A 20,537-nucleotide genomic window follows, 5' to 3' on the forward strand; every position below is an offset into this window, starting at 1 on the left:
CCACCAGGGAAACTGTTGTCTTGTTGGAGGCGGCGGGATTCGACGTGATCCTCATCGAAACGGTCGGTGTCGGCCAGTCCGAGGTGGCGGTGGCGAACATGGTCGACACCTTCCTGCTGCTGACGTTGGCGCGCACCGGTGATCAATTGCAGGGCATCAAGAAAGGTGTGCTGGAGCTGGCCGACACCGACCGTTTCGATGAGGATCACGTCGAATCCCGCCGCCTCCAACAAGACAACAGTTTCCCTGGTGGCCTTTGCCACCCCACCCAGGGTTCCCGACGTCGGCGAGGGCCGGATGTAGGCGTCCGGGTGCATCGCCAGGCGCGCCATCCGCGTCTTGTCGCCGAGAATCGATCCGCCGGTGCGGGTCGAGGACGGGTCGACGGCCAGCACCGCCACCCGGTGGCCCCGGTCGATCAGGTGCATGCCGAGGGCTTCAATGCTGGTGGATTTGCCGACCCCGGGAACGCCGGTGATGCCGACTCGGTGGGCGTTGCCCGAGTCCGGCAGCAATTCCAGCAGCAGCTGCTGGGCCTGCTCTCGATGGTCGGCGCGGGTGGATTCGAGCATGGTGATCGCCCGCGGTAGCGACGCTCGGTCGCCGTTGCGAATGGCGGCGACGAGCTTGTCGACCGGATTGGCTTCGGACGTCATCGACCGCAGAAAGACCGCGCTAGTCCAGCGTGTATCCGAGTCGCTCGGCAAGCTTGTGCAGCAAGCCGATTGCGGCGTCGGCGATTACCGTTCCGGGCGGGAAGATGGCGGCAGCCCCGGCCTGGTATAGCTCGTCGAAGTCCCCGGGCGGGATCACCCCGCCGACCACCACCATGATGTCGGGGCGGCCGACCTCGGCCAGCGCGTCACGCAGTGCCGGCACCAAGGTCAAGTGCCCGGCCGCCAGCGAGGACACTCCGACCACGTGGACATCGTTGTCGGCGGCTTGGCGGGCCACCTCCTCGGGTGTGGAGAACAGCGACCCGACGTCGACGTCGAAACCGATGTCGGCGAACGCGGTTGCGATCACCTTCTGACCGCGGTCGTGCCCGTCCTGACCCATCTTGGCCACCAGGATCCGAGGCCGACGGCCGTCGGCCTCGGCGAACTTCTCGACGAGTTCTGTGGCGTTGGTGATGTTGGGGGCCTTTCCGACTTCGTCACGATAGACGCCGGCGATGGTACGGATCTCGGCCTGGTGGCGCCCGTAGACCTTTTCCAGCGCGTCGGAGATCTCCCCCACGGTGGCCTTGGAGCGTGCCGCGTCGATGGCCAGCGCCAGCAGGTTGTTGCCCAGCCCGTCGGCGCCGGCGCGGCCGTGCGCCGCCGCGGCGCGGCTGAGCTCGGCCAGCGCCGCTTCGACCGCCCGCTGGTCCCGGTTGGCCCGCAGCTCTTGCAATTTGGCCAATTGCTCGGCCCGCACCCGGCTGTTTTCGACCTTGAGGACCTCGACCTCCTGATCCTCGTCGACCTGGTACTTGTTGACCCCGATCACCGGCTGCTGTCCGGAATCGATGCGGGCCTGGGTGCGTGCGGCGGCTTCCTCGATGCGCAGCTTCGGGATGCCGTCATTGATGGCTTGGGCCATGCCGCCATGCTCGGTGACTTCGGCGATGTGCGCCCGCGCCCGTTGCGCGAGTTGATGGGTGAGCCATTCCACGTAGTAAGAGCCGCCCCACGGGTCGATCGGCCGGGTAGTTCCGGACTCCTGCTGCAGCAGCAACTGGGTGTTGCGGGCGATGCGCGCGGAGAAGTCGGTGGGCAGCGCGAGCGCCTCGTCCAGGGCGTTGGTGTGCAGCGACTGGGTGTGCCCCTGGGTGGCGGCCATAGCCTCGATGCAGGTGCGGGCGACGTTGTTGAACGCGTCCTGAGCGGTCAACGACCAGCCCGAGGTCTGTGAATGTGTGCGTAGCGACAGCGATTTCGGGTTCTTGGGCTCGAACTGGGCGACCAGCTCGCTCCACAGCAGCCGGCCGGCGCGCAGCTTGGCCACCTCCATGAAGAAGTTCATGCCGATGCCCCAGAAGAACGACAGCCGGGGTGCGAAGGAGTCGATGTCCAGCTCGGCGGCCAGACCCGCCTTGATGTAGTCGACACCGTCGGCCAGGGTGTAGGCGAGCTCCAGATCGGCTGTCGCACCGGCTTCTTGGATGTGATAGCCGGAGATGGAGATGGAGTTGAACTTCGGCATCTTGGCGCTGGTGTAAGCGAAGATGTCGGAGATGATGCGCATCGACGGCTCGGGCGGATAGATGTAGGTGTTGCGCACCATGAACTCTTTGAGGATGTCGTTCTGGATGGTGCCGGCCAGCTTCTCCGGCGGCACCCCCTGTTCCTCGGCGGCCACCACATAGAGCGCCAGGATCGGCAGCACCGCCCCGTTCATCGTCATCGACACCGACACCGTCGACAGGTCGATCCCGTCGAACAATTGCCGCATGTCGAGGATGGAATCGATTGCGACGCCGGCCATTCCGACGTCCCCTTGAACGCGGGGGTGGTCGGAGTCGTAGCCACGGTGGGTGGCCAGATCGAACGCCACCGACAGGCCTTTCTGCCCGGCGGCGAGGTTGCGGCGGTAGAAGGCGTTGGAGTCCGCGGCGGTGGAGAAGCCGGCGTACTGGCGGATGGTCCAGGGCTGGTTGACGTACATCGTCGGGTAGGGCCCCCGCACGAAGGGCGGCTCGCCCGGGTAGCTGTGCAGCGGGTAGCCGTCGGCCTCGGCGGCGCGGCGGTCGGCGCCCATGTAGACCGGGTTGACGTCGATGCCTTCGGGTGTGTGCCAGTGCAGTTGGTCGGGTGCGTAAGGATGCGCCGCGGCGGCCGCGGCAAAATGTTCTTGCACGGCTGCTTCGGTGGCGGGCCGCGCGGCGCGCTCACCATGCAACGGAACGTCGGCGAAGCTGCCGACGAAGCTGCCCGGAACAGGTGTAGTGGTGGTCATCTATGCTCCCAACCGAGTGAGCAGGTCCGAGAGTTCTTGCACAGCGTGAATTTTCGCGGTCAAGTAGCCGTCGGGCCGGTCGCTGGCCTCCCCGACCGCCTTCTCCGGCCCGGCGAGATAAATTCGCGATACTCCGGCGGTGCGGGCTGCCCGCACTACTTCGGCGGCTTCGTCCTGATACCGCTTGTCGGTGCCGCAGATCACCGCCACAGTCGGTGTGTCGGCTTGCGCGACAGCCTGTTCCACGCCGGAGGCATCGACCGGGCCGGGGTTGATCGCTTCGATTCCACCTGAGGCCAGGAGGTTGGACGCGAAGGTGGTTCGGATGTTGTGTTCGGCCAGCGGCCCCAACGGCAGCAGCAACACCTGCGGTCGGGCACCAGTGCGAGCCAGGTAGACATCCGAACGGTCTCGCAGCGCTTCGAACTCCGTGGCGTAGCGAATCAGGTTGCCCACGCGGTTCAGGGAGTTGGTTGAATCATCTTGTGCGCGAGGCGGTTCGGTGAGGTTAGGGAATTCGTTGACTCCGGTGATCGCGGTGCGGCGGTGCGCGATGTCGTCGGCGCGGCGCGCGGCGATCTCGGCGATCTGGTCGGCGACATAGTCGCTGGCGTCGGCGAATCCGCCGCGGGCCTCGATGTCCTGGAAGTGCTGCCATGCATGTTGGGACAGCTCCTCGGTGAGGTCTTCGACAAACCAGGAGCCACCGCCGGGATCGAGCACTCGTCCGACGTGAGACTCCTCGAGCAGCAGAAGCTGCACATTGCGGGCCATGCGGCGGGCGAAACTGGCTGCCACGCCGGGAAACCCGCCGGGGATGGCGACGTCGAAGGGGAACACCAGTACGGTGTCGGCGCCGCCGACGCCCGCACCGAATGCGGCCAGCGTGGTCCGCAGCATATTCACCCACGGGTCGCGCTGGGTCATCATCGGCAGCGACGTCTCGGCGTGGATTCGGGCCGCGCCGCCGTCCGCGTCACCGGCGACTTCGGCGACCCGGGCCCACAGTTGCCGGGCGGCGCGCATCTTGGCGATCGTCATGAACTGGTCGTCGTCGGCGGCAAACCGGAAGCTGATCTGGCGCAACGCCTGGCTGACCGACAGTCCGGCTTCGGTGAGCAGGCGTAGGTAGGACACGGCCGCCCCGGTGGCGGCCGCCAGTTCCCAGGCGGCGTTGGCGCCCAAGTTGTGGAAGGCGGGCCCGTCGACGGTGATCGCTCGCACGCCGGGCGCGTCGGCGACTTGGGTGGCGATGGCAACGACCTCTTCGACCGACGGCGCGGGACGCCCGCTCAACGCCGCGGTGAGCGGGTCACCGGCCAGGTCGATCGACAGTGTCGCCCGTTTGTCCGGATCGACCCGGGCGGCCAGCGCGACCATGACGTCGCTGGAGGCGGCGTAATCGGCTCCGGCATCCACGATGATCGGCGCGAGTTCGAGATACACCCCGTTGAGCAGCGCGTCGAGTTGTTCGGGCGGGATGCCGGCTCCTCCGACCCGGATGACCAGGGCGCTGACGCCGTCGTTGAGGGCGCCCAGCAGCGCGGCGTTGGCGTCGGCGGTTGGGGTGCCCATGACGGGAAAGGCTTCGGCCACCTTCCAGCCGACATTGACGTCGCGAAACGCGTCAGCGCCACGCACGTATGGCCACTCCCCCGGCAGCGGCCGCTCGGCCAGTTCGTCGAATGCGGTGTACAGCGGCCGCACGGCGAAGCCCTCATAGGTGGGCGTCTCCAGCAGATGCTCGGGCCGCTCGCCAAGCTGCTCCGGATCTTTGCGAGTGCTCTTGGCCAAGACACCGGCGACGGCACTGCGCCAGCGCGCGCGAACCTGTTCTAGGTCGGCGAGCTCGGGTACGTCAACGGACACCGACTGCTCCTGTTTTCCCAGCAACTACCGCGTTTGCTCCGGAGTGTTTAGTGCTAATAAGGCTAATTGATGGGTGCCGCGGTCTGGTCGCCCAGGTGCTCGCGGCGGTGCCGGCTGGTGCGGAAACGCCAGCCTCGGGCAACGAGATATTCACCTTCGGCCCGTACCCTTGGAACCCGTGACGGCGCCCGCGACCTGCAAAGCCACCGCTGTAGTGCGCGGCATCGCCGGTGCCGTGGGCGCCGCCGCACGTCAGGCGTCGCCGTTGCGCGTCATCGCGTCAGTGGTGGGAATCACAGCGTTGATCGTGGTGGCGGTGCTGGTCCCGCTGCCCACGGCAGTGCAGTTACGCGACTGGGCGACCTCGGTGGGGCCCTGGTTCCCGCTGGCGTTCTTCGTGGCCCACGTCGTGGTCACTGTCCCGCCGTTTCCCCGCACCGCCTTCACGCTGGCCGCCGGTCTGCTGTTCGGGCCGGTGTTCGGCATCGTGATCGCGGTCCTGGCCAGCACGGCGAGCGCAGTGATCGCGATGCTGCTGGTGCGGTCCACCGGGTGGCGGCTGAACCGCCTGGCGCGCCGCCGCGGGGTGGAACGGCTCGACGAGCGACTGCGGCAGCGAGGTTGGCAACCGATTCTGTCGTTGCGCTTCATTCCGGCCGTACCGTTCTCGGCCATCAACTACGCCGCGGGCGCATCGTCGGTGCGGGTGCTGCCCTACACCTGGGCAACGCTGGCGGGTTTGCTCCCGGGCACCGCCGCCGTCGTCATCCTCGGCGATGCGCTGGTCAACGACGGCAGCCCGCTGCTGGTCTTGGTCTCGGTGTGTACGGGCGCGCTAGGGGTGGCCGGGCTGATTCTGGAGATCCGGCAATACCGTCGGGAGCACCGGTCGTCGCACGACCGCGCGCCGGAGCCTGCGGTCGCCTCTTGACGTGTTTTGCATCGAGTCTGCGCTCACAGTGTCGAATCGGGGCGTTTGTCGATCTGAGCGCAGCCTCGATGCGCTGAACGCAGACTCGCTAGCTGGCGATGGCCTTGGCGTTGTCCCGCAGCAGTATGAGCCGTTGAGAGGTGTTTATTTTTCGTTGCATCGAGCGGAGTAGTGGCGCTGCCTTTTCATCGCGGAAGTTGGTCGCGAAATCGATTCCAGCTCCCAGCACATCGCTGGCCCAGCATATTTCGGTTAGTACGAGCGCGCGTACCCAATCGAGGTCAGATAGTGGTTCTACGTTGATGACTGACTTCTTGAGTCGGAGGACTAAGTCGTAGAACTCGTCGATGGTGGAACATCCGACCATAGGAGCAAGGAGTGCTTGACCGCGGGCCGGGCCGAAATACTCGTTGAGGCCATGCATCATGAGTGAGCGCTCCTCATCATCGAGGTCAATGGTCACCAAGACGGCCTCGCTCATGTCTTCAGCCTTTCATCACTGATCATGCCGATTCGTTGGATTCGTCTAAGTCAGGCAGCTCGTCTCCTGCCATTACCTAACCACCAGTGCGCGCTTTTCACTGCCGGCGAGCGGGATAGTGAGCGGAACCGGGCCCATCATCCGACGCGATGGGGCGCCGGAGCCTCCGGTCGCAATCCTGACGGCTTGTCCGCATCGGGGCTGCGCTCAGCGCGCCGATTCGCGGCAGTTCCGCGTTGAGCGCAGTCTCGATGTGTTGAACGCAGACTCGGCGCACTAGCGGGTGACGCGGTAGGCGTTGTCTCGGAGCAGCGCGAACCGCTCGGGAGTGACGATCTTCCGCTGGATCGAGCGAAGCAGTGGCGCCGCCTTCTCGTCGCGAATGTTGGTCGCGAAGTCAATGCCCGAGCCAACCACGTCACTAGCCCAGCCGATCTCGGTGAGGAACAGTGCTTGCGCCCAGTCGAGATCGGAGAGTGGCTCCTTTCCCTCAACGCCATCGATGAGCCTCGACAAGAGTGCGCTGAACTCTTCTGTGTCCGACAGCCCGACGAGTGGAGTCAGCAACGGCATCGCTCGTTTTGCCGACCCGCGATACTCGTTCAACGCATGAAACAAGAGCATGCGCTCGTCGTCCGGAGATCGATTGCGACGACCTCACCCGCGGACGCCACTGACGAAGAGGGATCGTCCTCGGGATGCACCGCGTTGATCAGCGGCAATGTCCATTTCGTTCGGCCAACCACTGTCGCATTATTTTCCAGCTTCTTGTAACGACCGGGGAACATAACTTCTCGCTGAATGTCCCGCAGCAACTGAATCGCGACTTCGTCTGGAACGATGGTGGCAAAGGCGCTTGCCGCACCGACCAGGTCACTGGCCCACGAGATCTCCGTGAGAACCACGGCGCGCGCCCAGTCGAGTTCAGACAACGGTGCACGCTCGCGGATGGCTTCGTACAACCTTCGCGCGAGCGCGCCGAATTCGTCGTAACCGATTACGCCGAGGATCGGACACAGCAGCGGCACAGCCCTTTCTGCGGATACGAAGTACTGATTGAGTCCGTGCAGGATGAGAGCGCGCTCGTCGTCGGTCAGATGGAACGCAATCGCTTCTGACTCGCTCATAATCGAAACCTTCCGCGATTTAGGGTGATTCGTTGAATTCATCTAAGTCAGGAAGTTCATCCTTACCGAGGACCGGCGGTCCGTGGTGGCTGTGCGGCGGGTGCACGGGATGCGGTACGGCTTCGGGCGGCACGGGGCCACCGCCGAATGCACCTGGCATCCTCGGGGCCGGTGGTGCTGGACGTCCGGGCGGCTCAACGGGTTGCGGCGCGGCGGCGATTGGCGGACGGATGGTTGCGTCCTGTAGCTCTTCAGGGGGTATTGAGGCCACGGTGGTCGGGGCTTTCCCCGCCACGTATGCCGGGATGTTGGGCACCTTTGGCTTGTAGACCGTTCCGGCGTCGAGTGCTTTGGGGTCGCGTATCACCAGCACTTCTGTCTTCGGGTCATACAGGACTGGGGCGCCGTCCTTCGTCCGCCCAATGAACAGGCTGCCCGGATCACTGCTATTGCGTCTGAACATGTCCTCGATGACCTCAGCGAGTTGGTCCTTCGACATGCCTGGAAACTCCGCTAGGTGCTTATCAGCGTGCCCATAGGCGATCTTCTGCGCCGCCCGTTTGAGCGGGTCGCTGCTCCACCCGTCCGGTGGCGGCTCGGGCTCAACTTTGGGCCGCTCGGGAATGGGGGCGTGGTGGTCGACTGCTTGCACGGAGGGTCTCGAGTGTCCCGAACCGTCGTCGAATCTGAGCTCACTAATCCCGCTCACCGCGTTAGCAATCCGACCAGCCACGTCCTGATCCAGGCTCATCAGTTGCATCGCACGGTGCCGGATGTCGGCAGCCAACGCCTGCGCTCGGGCGGCCCGCACCGCCCGCAGTGCAGGTGAGCCCCCGACGAATCGATCGGTTACCGCGAGGTTCTCCCCCACGGAGAAGCCCGCCGCATGAGCGTCCTCGACGGCATACCGCAGCCGCGAGCGAGCCGCCTGCAGGTCGGATGCACCACCACGAGCGACCCTCGCTGCTGCCTCGAGTTGATCCTTCACCGCGCCGACGGTCGCCCGGTCGGCCGAAGTGCGGGCACGCAGCTTTTCGGCGGCTTCGCCTTGCCAATCAATCGACGCAGCCTCCAGCCAGATTCGATCTGACAAGTCGTAGCTCTGCGCACCGGCGACATGCCAATACTGGGCCGCCTCGGTCAGGTGGTCAATCGGCCATGCCAACAGGTCCGAGAGTCCGGCAACAGCAGCCATCGCTACACGACGACAGCGGCAAGCTCGGTAGCCGAACGGCTTTCGGTTGCCACGTATCCACCGTCAGCCGCGGCGACATGGCATGCCTGATTTCGCAGGTGGGCCAACAACGCCGTCCGGAAAGCCGCGACATCATCATGTGCGGCGACTACCGCCATCGCACTGGCCTGACTCGGCAACCCCGAAGTGGCGGGCGCCGCAACTTCATTCAGCGCACCCGCCATCGCACTCCACCGACCCGACATCGTCGACACTTCTGCGGTATCCAAGCGAAGCTGTTCGGCCACGCCAGCAGTGTAGAAACGACCACCGCTGCGCGCTATTCACCCGATTCGCGCATCGAGTCTGCGCTCACAGCACGAAATCCCGGCTTTCTAGCGTCTGAGCGCAGACTCAAAGCGCTGAGCGCAGTTTCGACGGGTTGAGGTAACTGGCGGGCCCGTCGGCATGAACATCGGCCACCGCGCTGGTCGAGTTGAACGAAGGCTTCGTGGCCGAGCTCCGCCCGCTCGCCCGCGCATTCCCTTCCGGCTGACATGTCTAGGTAGAGACAGGCAGGCTCAGCCGGAACCGTGCGCCCCCCTCATGCGGCACGCAATCCAAGTCACCGCCGTGCGCGCGAGCCAGCGCCCTCGCGATGGGCAACCCTAGGCCAGCCCCGCCGTGGTCGCGGGCGCGGCCAGCGTCCAGGCGCACCAACCGCTCGAAGATCCGAAGGCGTTCGTCGTCGGGAACACCGGGCCCCGAGTCAGTCACGGTCACTTCTATCGCTCGAAGACCAGTGCTGAGGTCCACGGTGATCGACCCGCCGGGCGGGGTGTACCTGCGCGCATTGTCGAGCAGGTTCGACATGATCTGCGCGATGCGGGTCGGATCGGCATGGATGGGCACCTGCTCAGCGCCCGTGCGGATCACGTCGAGTTGCGGGGCCAGCATCGCCGCACGCTGCACTTCGGCGTCGACGATCGCGGCCAGATCGGTGTCATGGAGATCCAGCGGAAGACCCGCGTCGATGCGGCTCAGGTCCAGCATGTCGGCCACCAGTCGTCCCGCCCGTCGAGCATCGGAGTGCAACAGGCTGGCGCGGCGATGCTGCGCGTCGGACTCCGAATCGTGCGCGGCGATCTGCTCCGCGGCAGCCTGAATGCCCGCGATCGGAGTGCGCAGTTCATGCGCTGCGTCGACCAGGAATTGCCGCGTCTGCGCCTCGGCGCGCTGGGCATCGGCGGCCGCCTGCCGGGCGCGCGTCTCGGAGTCTTCCAACGCATCTAGCATGCCGTCGAAAGCAGAAGCGGCGCGGCCTAATTCGGTACCGGAGCGGTTCGGTCGCAGACGCCGACCGCGATCACCGGTGGTGATGTCGTTGGCCAGGGCGGTCAGCCGATCCAGCGGCCGCAGCGCCGCCCGGCTCACCGCGATCAGCAACAGCGCCGCCACCCCCAGCGTCACAACCACCGCGGCGATCATCAGCTGACGCAACTGTCGGGTGACTTGTGTGGTCTGCGTGGTGTCTGCCACCAGGATCACCCGAGCCCCGCCGGGCAACGGGTGCACCACCACGGTGGCGGTTCCGTCGGGCGGGATTGCGGGCGGCGGCGGTGGGGGCAACGGCGGTAAACCATCCGGCGGTAACGGCGGAGGCCCCGGCGGAGCCAGCGGCGGCAACCCGGGCGGCGGGGTCATCGGGCCCGGCTGGGTATCGGGGCTGATGCCCGCGTCGCCGTACGCGGTGCCGTCAGCGGTGACAACCAGCGCCCGCACGCTGCCGCCATTGAGTTGAGCCGCAATGAGTTCCGGCGAAGTACGCGCCGCTGCTAACGCGTCTGCCCGAGAGGTGGCCGCCAGCAGCCGATCATGCAGATTGCGGCGCGCCTGCAGGCCCAGGCTGAAGTCGATGGTCACCGCCAACCCAACCAGCAGCACCGCCAACAGACCCACCACGAGCAATACCACTCGTCGCTGCAACGACGGTGTCGGCGTCGGCGCATCGGTGGCCGCGGTCATGACCGCAGCGGGCGCAGTCGGTAGCCGATGCCCCGGACCGTGTGCAGTATCCGAGGCCCATGGGCTTCGAGTTTCCGCCGCAGCCCGCTGACGTGAACTTGAACCAGGTTGACGTCGTAGGCGTCGTAGCCCCAGACGGCGTTGAGGATCTGGTTGGCACTAACGATCCGGCCGCGTTGCTCCACCAGAAATTGCAGCAGCCGTAGCTCGGTGGCGGTCAGGTCCAACGGCTGGCCGTTGCGGGCGGCGACACCGGCGTCGACGTCGAGCACCACATCACCGATTTGCACGACTTGGGGTAATCGGCCGCGGCGGCGTAACACCGCGCCCACCCGCGATACCAGTTCGGCAAGCTCGAAGGGTTTCACGACGTAGTCGTCGGCCCCGCCGTCCAGACCGCGCAATCGGTCCGGAAGCCCGTCGCGCGCGGTGATCAGCACGATTCCGATGTCGCCCCACTCGCGGATGACATCGATCAAGGTGAATCCGTCCCGGCCCGGCAACATGACGTCGAGGACCACCAAATCGGGCCGCAGACCCTCCAGAGCTTGCTCCAAACCATTCCCGTCACAACGGTTCTCGGTGTAATAGCCGGCGTCGGTCAACGCCTCACTGACCATCTCGCGGATCGTTTCGGAGTCTTCCACGACGAGCACCCGGGCCGCACCCGCCCTGAATTGGTCGGCAACCGAGCGAGTGCCGGCCCCGTCGGCCCGCGAGCGATCGGTCATGAGCCCATTCTTAACGCGTTGCGCTGAGATGAGCCTGAAGAACGCCTGGTTTCCTGCGTTGCCGACCGCTACCGTCTCCGGTAGCCAGCAGCGAGGACAAGGGAGGCGCGATGACCGCCGGCAACACGACTCCGCCGCCCGTCGCGACACCACCTGCTGTTACTGCGCCAAGGCGACATTCCACCGGCGTTGTCGTGGCTGCGGGCCTGGTGGGCGCGGTGCTCGGTGCAGTCGTCGCGTTCGCGATCACCGGCCTAGTCTTCACCGTTCGAGTCGAGTTGCCACCGCCGCCGTATCCGCAGCTGTCCTCGACGCCCCCGGTGACCCCACCGCCGGCTCCCACGCCGAGCGCTACCCGGGTGCCGAGCGTCGTACCCGGGCCCCCGGCGGCCCCCGGACTGCCAGGGCTACCGGGTCCGTAGCTTTCTTCAGATCCACTTCAACTTCGCTCTCTACCGTCGCCGATATCGACGAACTGACGAAGTGGAGGTCCACATGACCAGCGAAGACACCGGTGCCCGTGCCGCAGACCAGGGCACCAATCCCCCGCCGACCATTGCCCCGGCCGTGCCGCCACCTGCGCCCGAGCGCCGGCGCCACTCCACCGCGACGGTAATCGGTGCCGGCGCGGCAGGGCTGGTCATCGGCACCCTCGCCAGCGCCGTAACGTCGCTGTTCCTCTGGGCTTTTGCTTTCGAACCACCGCCACCTCCGCCGGGGCCGTTCGGACCTGCCGCGGCACCCATGGGGCCGATGAGTTGGCAACACCAGGGCCCACCTCCCGGCTTCGGCGGCCCGCCCGGATTCCGCTTCGGGCCGCCGCCGGGCGCGCCCGCACCGGGGCAGCCTCCGGGCCAAGGGCCCGCGGGTCCGCCGTTGCCCACGCCGACATCAGGTCCGGCCACTCCCACACCGCGCCCTTAGGGCGCCGAGCGTCATAGTCGTTGCTTTGCCAGCCACTGGGCCATGCCCGTGAAGGGAAAGCCGTCAAGTGTCGGTGGAGGTCGCTGGTTTGACCTCTGTCGATCACTTCGGGGGTCTCGCACAGATCTCACATGTGGTGTTCGGATTGGATGAATTGTGCGGCGCGCTCACCGATGACGACGCACGGTGCCATGGTGTTGGAAGTAGTGATTCGGGGGATGATCGAGGCATCGGCAACACGCAGGCCCTCAATGCCGTAGACCTTGAGGTGTCCATCGACCACGGACATGAAATCGCGGCCCATCTTCGCTGTACCGCATTCGTGCCAGTAGGTGGTGACGGCGTCCCGCAAATAGGTCTCCAACTCAGCGCCGGTCAAGTCGCCCGGCATGACTTCGCGCGCGACGAACGGTCGAAGCTGTGCAGAGTTGCCGATTTCGCGCAGCGTTTCGATGCAAGCGATCGCGGTTTTGAGGTCTTCGGGGTGCGATAGCGCGTTGGCTTCAATCCGAATGGGATCGGTCGGGTCGTTGCTCGACAACCGAAGTCGACCATGGCTGCGGGGGTGTGTGGGTGATCCGAACAGGGTCCACCCGCTCTGCGGCAGGCCATATTTCGCAGCGTTTTCCACAGTAGCTTTCGGGAAGGGTCCCGAACATGCGAACAGGTCCGGTCCGTGCACGTCGGCCGCCCCGGAGTCCCAGAACAGTGCCGTCCCCACCTGAGTGCTGCCCTGAATGGTCTCGGGGAATTCCCACACGCAGTCGAACCCGAAGTGATCCTGAAGGTTGCGCCCCACTCCGGGCAGGTTTTGGCGAACGGTGATGCCCACTCGACGCAGTTCGTCTTCGTCGCCGATGCCGGACTGCATGAGCACCTTGGGCGTGTGAATGGCGCCGAGCGACAGGACAACTTCGGCGCCGGCGGTCACCCGATGAACTGCGCCGTCATGGACGACCTCGACACCGGTGGCACGTTTGCCGTCCAAGATCAAGCGGGTGACAAGTGCGTGCGGCACCACGGTCAGGTTCTGCTGATGCGGTCCGATGTAGGTGCGAAACACCGATAGGCGTTTTTCGTCGCGCCAGCGCAGATCGATGACGGCAGCGCCGCAGGTCTGTTCCATCAGCCGGCCGTTGGGGCTTTGGTAAGTGGGAATCCCTAGCGCCCGGGCCGCTTCCAACGTTGCCGCGGTGAGCGGATGAGCGTCCGGCGCCGGTTGGACGAACACCGGTCCGCCCTTGCCCCGATGATGGGGCTCGCCGACACCGTGCCAATCCTCGATCCGACGGTAAAGACCCAGGATTGGCTCGTATCCCCACGCGGGCTCGCCGGATTCGGACGCGTAGTGGTCCCAGTCGCTGCGGTGTCCTCGCGCCCAGATCATGAGGTTGATGCTGGACCCGCCGCCGAGTACTTTGCCCATCGAGAACGGGATCGCGCGCCCATGAAGCCGCGGGTCCGGGTCGGATACGAATCCCCAATCACGTTCGCTGTCAAGGTTAGCCGGCCATTGTCTGGCGTCGGTCACGCTGGGGACTTCGTCGCTTCCGCCGGCCTCCAGAAGCAGGACCTTGACGTCGGGATTTTCGGCCAACCGACCGGCGATCACCGACCCTGATGAGCCAGCACCGCACACGATGACGTCGTACCACGGGTCAAAAACAGTCTCCACCAATTCTCCTGACTCATTAGCTGGGTATAGCGACAAATACCTAGAACTAGAACACGAGCGGAAAAGCTCTGCGGTTCAATCCATCACGCCAGTCGGCCGCCGATTGGTAGGCGTGGCCGACGCGCAGCACCGTCGCCTCGTCGGCTAGGCCACCGCGGTTTGAAGTCGCAACGTGGAGCGCAACCAGAGACCCATTTCAGCGATGGCACGGTCCACCTCGTCTACCCGACCGGCTCCCATGATGAAGGAATGCTGCCCCTCCTCGACCTGCCGGACGACGACGTCATTGCCTGCCTCCTTTGCCGTTTGGGCGAAAGCGACGGCATCCGACGCGAGCAGTTCGTACTCGCCGTAATACACGGCGGTGGGGGGTAACCCGGACAGGTCGGCGGCAAGCAGGTGCACCCGTGGGTCGGTGAACCCGACATCGGTTCCGTCGAGCCAGCATGACCGGAACAGCTCGAGCAATCCCCGCGTGAGCAGCTTGTCCCGCTCGGCGTTGGTTTCGATGGATTCGCCCGACAGGGTGACGTCGGTCCACGGCGAGATCGACAACACCGCGCCGGGCAACGCCTCGCCTAAATCTCGCAGTCGCAGCACGAGTTCGACCGCGAGATAGCCGCCGATCGAGTGGCCGACGCTGGCGATCTTACTGGGCCGGTGGCCTTGACCCAGCAGCCAGCGGTAGGCGCGTTGCACGTCTTCAACCTGCGCCGGGTACTTGTGTTCCGGGGAACGCCGGAAGTTCAACACCAGCGAGCGCGCGCCGGCCGCCTTCGCGATGTGCGCAGCCGCCTTTCGGTCCGAATGCATCGACATCAATACGCTTCCGCCCATATGCGCGTGCAGAAGCACCGATTCCGGGTCGCTGTCGACGGGGATGCACCACAATGCCTCAACCCCACCGGCCTCCACCTCGGCATAGGTGACCCCTTCGGGTTCCTTGGTAGCCAGATGGATATTCTCGGTCACGTCACGAATCGTCTCGAGCTCGAAGCTGGGATTCGAAGATCGCCTGCCGATCTCCGCCAGGAAATCGGCGAATTCAACCGCCTGCTTGCTTGCCATTCAGCTGCCTTTCTCCTCAGAACCATAGAATAACGATCACTATATAACGATCGCTATCTGATGGCCAGACTTGCTCGGCACGGCCAAGAAAGTATCGCCACCCCGATTCGGAATCTTGAATCTTCCTGGCGTAACACGACTTTGCTGCGAATGACACCTAGACGAGGACGCTGCCGCCGTCGACCTTGACGACCGCTCCGGTGGAGTACGTCTGCTCGATGCAGTACAAGTAAGCCCGCGCCACTTCGTCGGTATCGGCGATTCTGCGTAGCGGGATCCGTTGTGTCGCATCGGCGAACATCGCGTCGCGGTCCTCCTTGCCCATGTAGTCCCATAGCGGGGAGCGCACCATGCCCGGCGCGACAGCGTTCACCCGCACCGGGGCCAACTCGACCGCCAGGGCGGCGGTCAGCGCGTTCATCGCGCCACACAAGCTAACCGGCAACGCGCCGAATTCCGGCTGCTCGGCGGCCGATCCGCTGGTCAAGGTGATCGAGCCGCCGGCGGTCAGTCGTCGGCCGAACACCCGAACCGTGCTGCACGCCCCGATGAAGCGGGTTTGGTAGAAGCCGGCGATGACGTCCGGCGTCAGTTTGGCCAGCGGCACCATCTCCAGCGGCTCGCCCGCGGTGTAGACGACGTGGTCAACAGGGCCGACCCAATCGGCCAGCCGCTCGATAGATGCGGGGTCGGCGAGGTCGACCGTCGCGCCACGAGCCCCGGCGGGCAGCAAGCCCAACGCACGGTCGACGCTGGACGATCGGCGCGAGGCCACGACAGGCGTGGCGCCACGTTCAGCGGCCGCGGCGGCCACCGCCAGGCCGATGCCCGACGTCCCCCCGATGATTAGGACACGTTGGTTGCACAAACTCATGCATCCAGGGTCGAGGCGCGGGCTTCGCTCGTCCAACACCCTTTTCGTCCGGGGAAGATACCCTTTCGGTATGACCACGGTGGATCTGGACATGCGCAAACTGCGCTACTTCGTCGCCGTGGCGGAGGAACTCAACTTCGGCCGCGCCGCCGCGCGCCTGCACATTGCCCAGCCGGTGCTTTCGCGTCAAATTCGCGCGCTCGAGCGCGAACTGGGGATCAAGCTCCTCAACCGGGACACCCGCGGGACGACGCTGACCCCTGCCGGGTCGCGGCTGCTCGACGAAGGCCGGTTCCTGCTCACCGAAGTGCAGGCGCTGCGGCAGCGGCTATCGCAGGCTGAAGCCCCCGCCGTCGTGGTCAAGGTCGGGGTCCTGCCCGGCCTGTTGGCGACCGCTGCCGCTCGGGCGTTCGAGGCGGACGATCCGGCGCGGCGCGCGGTGATCGTCCCAGTGATGTGGAACGAGCAGGCCGAGGTGATCCGCCGCGGTGACGTGCAAGTGGTCTACGCTCGTTCGCCGTTCGACTTGTCCGGTCTCGCGACGGCGCCGCTGCTCGAGGAGCCGCGTGACGTAGTGCTGGCCGCCGGTGATCCGCTGGCCGAGCGGCGGTCGGTATCGCTGGACGATCTGGCGTCACGGCGGCTGCTGCAGAACCCCGCGTCGGTGCCCGAGTGGTATGCCGTCGCCAGCCCGGAGTTGCGCCGCGCGGCGGTGCAGTCCTCGGTCAGCGGGGTCGAGCAGAAGCTCGAATTAGTCTCCGCACGTGCCGGTTTCGCAGTACTTCCCCGGTCCACAACCATGTCATACCGGCGGCCCGACCTGCGGGTGGTGCCGGCCGATGGCCTGGCTCCCAGCCGGGTAGTGCTGGCCTGGGACGCCACCGTCGCGGACGCGGCGCGCGACGCGTTCATCGCCGCGGCGTTGGCGTGTGCCGGGCAGACGATCGATCCGGCCTCGCGAGCATAAGATACCGATAGTTATACTAAAGCCGAGCCATGAGATACCCAGCAGACCAGAAGGCAAAAGCGCGCGCCGCGTTACTACGTGGGGGCACGCGCTCGATGAAGGTTGCCGGGTTCAACGGTATCGGGGTGGACGGGCTGGCCGCCGCGGCGGATGTGACGTCGGGGGCGTTTTATTCGAACTTCGCCAACAAGGAAGCGATGCTCGAGGCCATCGTCGAGGCCGCCGTCGGTGAGCCGTTTGTTTCCGATACGGAGTCCGGCAGCAAGGCCGAGCGCCGGTCCAAACTGAAAGCCTTTGTAGCCGAATATCTCAGCGCCTACCACGTGGACAACCCGGCCGAAGGATGCGTGATGCCGACCCTCAGTGCCGATGTAGCACGGGCGGGGTCGGCCACGCGGGAGGCGTACGAGCACAAGATCGCCGCGTTGGCGGGTCGAATGGCCGAGCTGCTCGACGGCGCGGACCGGGAACGCCGGGCGTGGAGCGTCGTCGCGCTGATGGTTGGGGCGGTGTCGATCTCGCGCGCCATGGCCGACGCCGCCACGCAGGCGGAGGTGCTCGACGCCGCACAGAAAACGGCGGACCTCCTCATTTCTCCCGGCAAGCGACGCAAGTGATCCCGGGCCGCCGTAGTGGGGCCCGCGCGCAAGCGCCTGACCGATAAGCCAACCGTGATGCTTGGCAGGTATCACTGAGCGCCCGATTCGGTATTGGACCGAGTTCGGCCCACTGTGGAATCGTGTCCGCTGCAAGCCATTTCGAGGAGTGAGAGTAATGCTGCGCGAGCACGTCACGTTCGACGCCGAGGGAGCGATGCTCCACGCTTGGTGGTACCCCGCCCTGAGAGCCCGCCAGGCTGGGACGGCGAGCCCGTGTGTGGTCATGGCGCACGGGTGGACGTCAACGAAGAAGATGTACCTCGACAAGTTCGCCGAAGTGTTCGCGGCGGCGGGACTGTGCGCGCTCGTCTTCGACCACCGGGGTTGGGGCGACTCCGGGACAGCACCCGGCAAGCTCCGCCACGAGGTTGACCCGTGGGAGCAGGTCGGCGACTACCGGCATGCGATCACCTTCGCGCAGAACCGACCCGAGGTCGATCCCGACCGCATCGGCGTCTGGGGAACGAGTTTCTCGGCCGCGCACGCTTTCGTCGTCGCCGCGATCGACCGGCGGGTGCAGGCTGTTTGCGGGCAGGCGCCGTTCATCAGCGGCAGGGTCACCTACGCCAACCTTGCCCGGGTCAACAACCAGGTGGTCGGCCCGGAGCGGTTCACCGCCGACCGGCGCGCTCGCGCACTCGGCGGTGCGCCGGCCATGGTGGCGGTTGTCGGGAAGGACCCGACCACATTGGTGGGCCTGCCCACGCCCGACGCCTACGCGTTCTTCACCGAAGCACGCGCAACGCTGGATCAGGACTGGCCCAACGAGGTGACGTTGCGCAGCCTGGACAACTTCTACGGCTACGAGCCGGCACGCCACCTGCCCGACATTGCACCGACGCCGCTGCTGATGATTGTCGGCCGCGAGGATGGCCTGACCGGCGGGAACCTGGCGACCGCCGCATACCAGACGGCGGCCGAACCGAAACGAATCGTCTTCATTCCGGGCGGTCACTTCGCGGCCTACACCGGCGACGGGTTCGCGCTGGCATCACAGGCCGCGCGGGACTGGTTTACGACGCACCTCGGTTAGGAAGTACGCGCGTCGAACGATCCGGTGCCGGGTTAGCCGACTCTGGACTAACTCCCGTCTGGGCCCTTGGCCGTCATCGCGGCGAACAGCGCAAAGAATGCCACCGCGGGGATACCCCGCAGGAAATCCCGCACGCGCACGTGCGCGGCTACCGCCAAGACGAAGTACAACGTCAGCATCGCGGTGGTCAGCCTCGCCAGACCCGGGAACCGGGTGACGGACACCAGGCCCACCGCAGAGGCGGCCTTGGCCACCGGCATCACGGGCCGCACACCTTCGGGCACGCCGAGGTCATCGAGGAGGTCGGCGATCGGCCGCAATGGGATGGCACACGCCACCGCATCACCGGCTTGGAACGCCGCCAAAGCTGCATAGGTTTTCGGTGAAGTCAGGAAGCTCATGGTGCGAGCCTATTGCCGAAGCTCTGGCGGCGAGCCCAGCACACCGTCCACGGGTTTGCGAGCGATGGCCTCGGCCTTGGCCACGGCCTGAGCGATCGAGGGATCGGTCTCAGTGGAGAACCAGTCGGCGACCTCGGCGTCATCGCCGTCGGCGGCATGCCGGGGCGTGTCGTCGACCGGGGACGGCTGAAATCGGAACACCCCGTCCTCACCCGGGGCACCCAACAGCCGGGTGAACCCTTGCAGCGCGGCACTGAAGTCACTCGGCACCACCCACACCTTGTTCGCATCCCCGCGCGCCATCTGCGGCAGCGTCTGCAGGTACTGGTAGGCGAGCATCTCCGGAGTCGGCCGACCGGCTTTGATGGCGGCGAACGTCTTCTCGATGGCTTTGGCCTCACCCTGCGCCTTTAGGTACGCCGCGGCTCGTTCACCCTGCGCGCGCAGCATCCGCGACTGCCGTTCGGCCTCAGCGGCCAGGATCGCTGCTTGCTTGGCGCCCTCGGCGGCCAGGATCTGCGCCTGCTTCTGCCCTTCGGCTTGTTTGATCGCCGCTTCCCGGGTGCCCTCGGCGGTCAGGATCATCGCGCGCTTTTCCCGGTCCGCTTTCATCTGCTTTTCCATCGACGCCTGGATCGACGGCGGCGGGTCGATGCTGCGCAGTTCCACCCGGGCCACCCGCAGGCCCCAGCGCCCGGTCGCTTCGTCGAGCACGCCGCGCAGCTGACCGTTGATCTGGTCCCGTGAGGTCAGCGTCTGCTCCAGCGTCATGCCGCCGACGACGTTGCGCAGCGTGGTGGTGGTCAGCTGCTCGACGCCGACGATGTAGTTGCTGATTTCGTAGACCGCTGCCTGCGGAACGGTGACCTGGAAGTAGACGACGGTGTCGATGTTGAGGGTCAGGTTGTCCTCGGTGATCACCGGCTGCGGCGGAAACGACACCACCCGCTCACGCAGGTCCACCCGGGCCCGCACCCGGTCGATGAAGGGCACCAACAGGGTCAGCTGCCCGCTGACGGTACGGCTGTACCGCCCCAGCCGCTCGATCACCGCCGCCTCGGCCTGCGGGATCAGCGCGACCGACTTGGCGACGATGACGATGGCGAAGATCACCAAGACGGCCAACAACACCAGACCAGCAACTGCACCGTTCACCCGAATTCCTTTCTCGATGCGTTACACGTTTTTGAAGACCACCGCGGTGGCACCGTCGATGTGCACGACGGTCACCTGCTGACCGGGCTCGTAGGTGTCACCGTCGTTGAGGGGGCGCGCCGTCCAGACCTGACCGTCGAGCTTCACTTGGCCTTCGTCGCGGGCCACCCGGTCCAGCACCAGGGCGCTCTTGCCCTCCAGCGCCTGCACCCCCATGACCGCGCCCTTGGCCGGGGTCAACCGGCGCCGCAGTGCCGGGCGCACCAACATCAGCAGCAGCACCGAGACGACGAGAAATACCGCGCCGTCCGCCCACACCGGCCAGTCCGTGAGCCAGCTGGTGCCGGCGGCCGCCAACGCTCCACCGCCGAGCATCAACAAGAACATGTCGCCGGTGAGCGCTTCGGCACCGGCCAGCACCAACGCTGCGATCAGCCAGATCAGCGCCACGGGCATGGCTTGAGAATACGCGTGATCGGCCTTAGTCGTGGCGAACAACTACA

General features: G+C 65.9%; 21 protein-coding genes and 2 pseudogenes. 7 read left to right on the top strand and 16 right to left on the bottom strand.

Going from position 1 to position 20,537, the window contains the following annotated elements:
• Positions 1 to 44 precede the first annotated feature (44 nt).
• Positions 45 to 128 (top strand): annotated as a pseudogene (locus A9W95_RS28420) (hypothetical protein); the annotation flags it as partial.
• A gap of 87 nt (positions 129 to 215) precedes the next feature.
• Here the strand turns inward: A9W95_RS28420 and A9W95_RS16080 are convergent.
• The 3 genes and pseudogenes from A9W95_RS16080 to mutA all read right to left on the bottom strand — a co-directional run.
• Positions 216 to 656: pseudogene (locus tag A9W95_RS16080) on the bottom strand (methylmalonyl Co-A mutase-associated GTPase MeaB); the annotation flags it as partial.
• A 19-nt stretch (positions 657 to 675) separates the two neighbouring features.
• The gene (scpA, locus tag A9W95_RS16085; protein WP_067414615.1) at positions 676 to 2,940 is read right to left on the bottom strand and encodes a methylmalonyl-CoA mutase; all 2,265 of its coding nucleotides are present in this window, start codon (positions 2,938 to 2,940) and stop codon (positions 676 to 678) included.
• A complete protein-coding gene (gene mutA, locus A9W95_RS16090; protein ID WP_067414618.1) occupies positions 2,941 to 4,809 on the bottom strand; it encodes a methylmalonyl-CoA mutase small subunit in 1,869 nt (622 codons plus the stop codon).
• Between the two features lie 178 nt (positions 4,810 to 4,987).
• Between mutA and A9W95_RS16095 the strand changes: the two genes are divergently transcribed.
• Positions 4,988 to 5,740, top strand: coding sequence for a TVP38/TMEM64 family protein (locus A9W95_RS16095; protein ID WP_067414620.1), 753 nt, complete (start codon positions 4,988 to 4,990; stop codon positions 5,738 to 5,740).
• 88 nt (positions 5,741 to 5,828) lie between these two features.
• On the opposite strand, the gene A9W95_RS16100 is transcribed toward A9W95_RS16095, so the two are convergent.
• From A9W95_RS16100 to A9W95_RS16130, 7 genes are all read right to left on the bottom strand, one after another.
• Positions 5,829 to 6,221, bottom strand: a complete 393-nt coding sequence (locus A9W95_RS16100) for a hypothetical protein (RefSeq protein WP_067414623.1) — start codon at positions 6,219 to 6,221, stop codon at positions 5,829 to 5,831.
• Positions 6,222 to 6,497: 276 nt separating this feature from the next.
• The gene (locus A9W95_RS16105) at positions 6,498 to 6,794 is read right to left on the bottom strand and encodes a hypothetical protein (RefSeq protein ID WP_067414624.1); all 297 of its coding nucleotides are present in this window, start codon (positions 6,792 to 6,794) and stop codon (positions 6,498 to 6,500) included.
• Between the two features lie 29 nt (positions 6,795 to 6,823).
• Entirely contained in the window at positions 6,824 to 7,348 is a 525-nt protein-coding gene (locus tag A9W95_RS16110; protein ID WP_067414627.1) for a hypothetical protein, read from the bottom strand.
• A gap of 19 nt (positions 7,349 to 7,367) precedes the next feature.
• On the bottom strand, positions 7,368 to 8,543 hold the full coding sequence (locus tag A9W95_RS16115) for a hypothetical protein (RefSeq protein WP_067414629.1): 1,176 nt from the start codon (positions 8,541 to 8,543) through the stop codon (positions 7,368 to 7,370).
• A gap of 2 nt (positions 8,544 to 8,545) precedes the next feature.
• A complete protein-coding gene (locus A9W95_RS16120) occupies positions 8,546 to 8,830 on the bottom strand; it encodes a hypothetical protein (RefSeq protein WP_253851674.1) in 285 nt (94 codons plus the stop codon).
• Between the two features lie 253 nt (positions 8,831 to 9,083).
• Complete coding sequence (locus A9W95_RS16125) at positions 9,084 to 10,547, bottom strand: HAMP domain-containing sensor histidine kinase (protein ID WP_067414632.1); 1,464 nt, start codon at positions 10,545 to 10,547, stop codon at positions 9,084 to 9,086.
• A complete protein-coding gene (locus A9W95_RS16130) occupies positions 10,544 to 11,278 on the bottom strand; it encodes a response regulator transcription factor (protein ID WP_067414636.1) in 735 nt (244 codons plus the stop codon). The genes A9W95_RS16125 and A9W95_RS16130 overlap by 4 nt, the downstream gene beginning before the upstream one ends.
• A gap of 110 nt (positions 11,279 to 11,388) precedes the next feature.
• On the opposite strand from A9W95_RS16130, the gene A9W95_RS26905 reads away from it, so the two are divergent.
• Complete coding sequence (locus tag A9W95_RS26905; protein ID WP_156746236.1) at positions 11,389 to 11,700, top strand: hypothetical protein; 312 nt, start codon at positions 11,389 to 11,391, stop codon at positions 11,698 to 11,700.
• A 73-nt stretch (positions 11,701 to 11,773) separates the two neighbouring features.
• Positions 11,774 to 12,202, top strand: a complete 429-nt coding sequence (locus tag A9W95_RS26380) for a hypothetical protein (RefSeq protein WP_172826633.1) — start codon at positions 11,774 to 11,776, stop codon at positions 12,200 to 12,202.
• 127 nt (positions 12,203 to 12,329) lie between these two features.
• Here the strand turns inward: A9W95_RS26380 and A9W95_RS16135 are convergent, their stop codons facing one another.
• From A9W95_RS16135 to A9W95_RS16145, 3 genes are all read right to left on the bottom strand, one after another.
• Positions 12,330 to 13,880: a GMC family oxidoreductase gene (locus tag A9W95_RS16135; protein ID WP_371328082.1), complete on the bottom strand. Its 1,551-nt coding sequence runs from the start codon at positions 13,878 to 13,880 to the stop codon at positions 12,330 to 12,332.
• Between the two features lie 141 nt (positions 13,881 to 14,021).
• On the bottom strand, positions 14,022 to 14,945 hold the full coding sequence (locus A9W95_RS16140; protein WP_067414641.1) for an alpha/beta hydrolase fold domain-containing protein: 924 nt from the start codon (positions 14,943 to 14,945) through the stop codon (positions 14,022 to 14,024).
• Between the two features lie 157 nt (positions 14,946 to 15,102).
• Positions 15,103 to 15,819: an SDR family oxidoreductase gene (locus A9W95_RS16145; protein WP_067414643.1), complete on the bottom strand. Its 717-nt coding sequence runs from the start codon at positions 15,817 to 15,819 to the stop codon at positions 15,103 to 15,105.
• Positions 15,820 to 15,889: 70 nt separating this feature from the next.
• Between A9W95_RS16145 and A9W95_RS16150 the strand changes: the two genes are divergently transcribed.
• The 3 genes from A9W95_RS16150 (at position 15,890) to A9W95_RS16160 (ending at position 18,478) form a co-directional block, all read left to right on the top strand.
• Complete coding sequence (locus tag A9W95_RS16150) at positions 15,890 to 16,786, top strand: LysR family transcriptional regulator (protein ID WP_067414646.1); 897 nt, start codon at positions 15,890 to 15,892, stop codon at positions 16,784 to 16,786.
• 29 nt (positions 16,787 to 16,815) lie between these two features.
• The gene (locus tag A9W95_RS16155; protein ID WP_067414648.1) at positions 16,816 to 17,403 is read left to right on the top strand and encodes a TetR/AcrR family transcriptional regulator; all 588 of its coding nucleotides are present in this window, start codon (positions 16,816 to 16,818) and stop codon (positions 17,401 to 17,403) included.
• A 157-nt stretch (positions 17,404 to 17,560) separates the two neighbouring features.
• A complete protein-coding gene (locus A9W95_RS16160; RefSeq protein WP_067414651.1) occupies positions 17,561 to 18,478 on the top strand; it encodes an alpha/beta hydrolase in 918 nt (305 codons plus the stop codon).
• Positions 18,479 to 18,525: 47 nt separating this feature from the next.
• On the opposite strand, the gene A9W95_RS16165 is transcribed toward A9W95_RS16160, so the two are convergent.
• The 3 genes from A9W95_RS16165 to A9W95_RS16175 are packed head-to-tail and all read right to left on the bottom strand — an operon-like array spanning position 18,526 to position 20,490.
• Positions 18,526 to 18,879, bottom strand: a complete 354-nt coding sequence (locus A9W95_RS16165) for a DoxX family protein (protein ID WP_067414653.1) — start codon at positions 18,877 to 18,879, stop codon at positions 18,526 to 18,528.
• Between the two features lie 9 nt (positions 18,880 to 18,888).
• Positions 18,889 to 20,034 (bottom strand): SPFH domain-containing protein, encoded by a 1,146-nt coding sequence (locus tag A9W95_RS16170; RefSeq protein WP_067414656.1) that lies wholly within the window; start codon positions 20,032 to 20,034, stop codon positions 18,889 to 18,891.
• A gap of 21 nt (positions 20,035 to 20,055) precedes the next feature.
• Positions 20,056 to 20,490: an NfeD family protein gene (locus A9W95_RS16175; protein WP_067414658.1), complete on the bottom strand. Its 435-nt coding sequence runs from the start codon at positions 20,488 to 20,490 to the stop codon at positions 20,056 to 20,058.
• Between the last annotated feature and the right edge of the window lie 47 nt (positions 20,491 to 20,537).

The organism is Mycobacterium sp. 1423905.2 (assembly GCF_001673155.1).
GTDB lineage: Bacteria > Actinomycetota > Actinomycetes > Mycobacteriales > Mycobacteriaceae > Mycobacterium.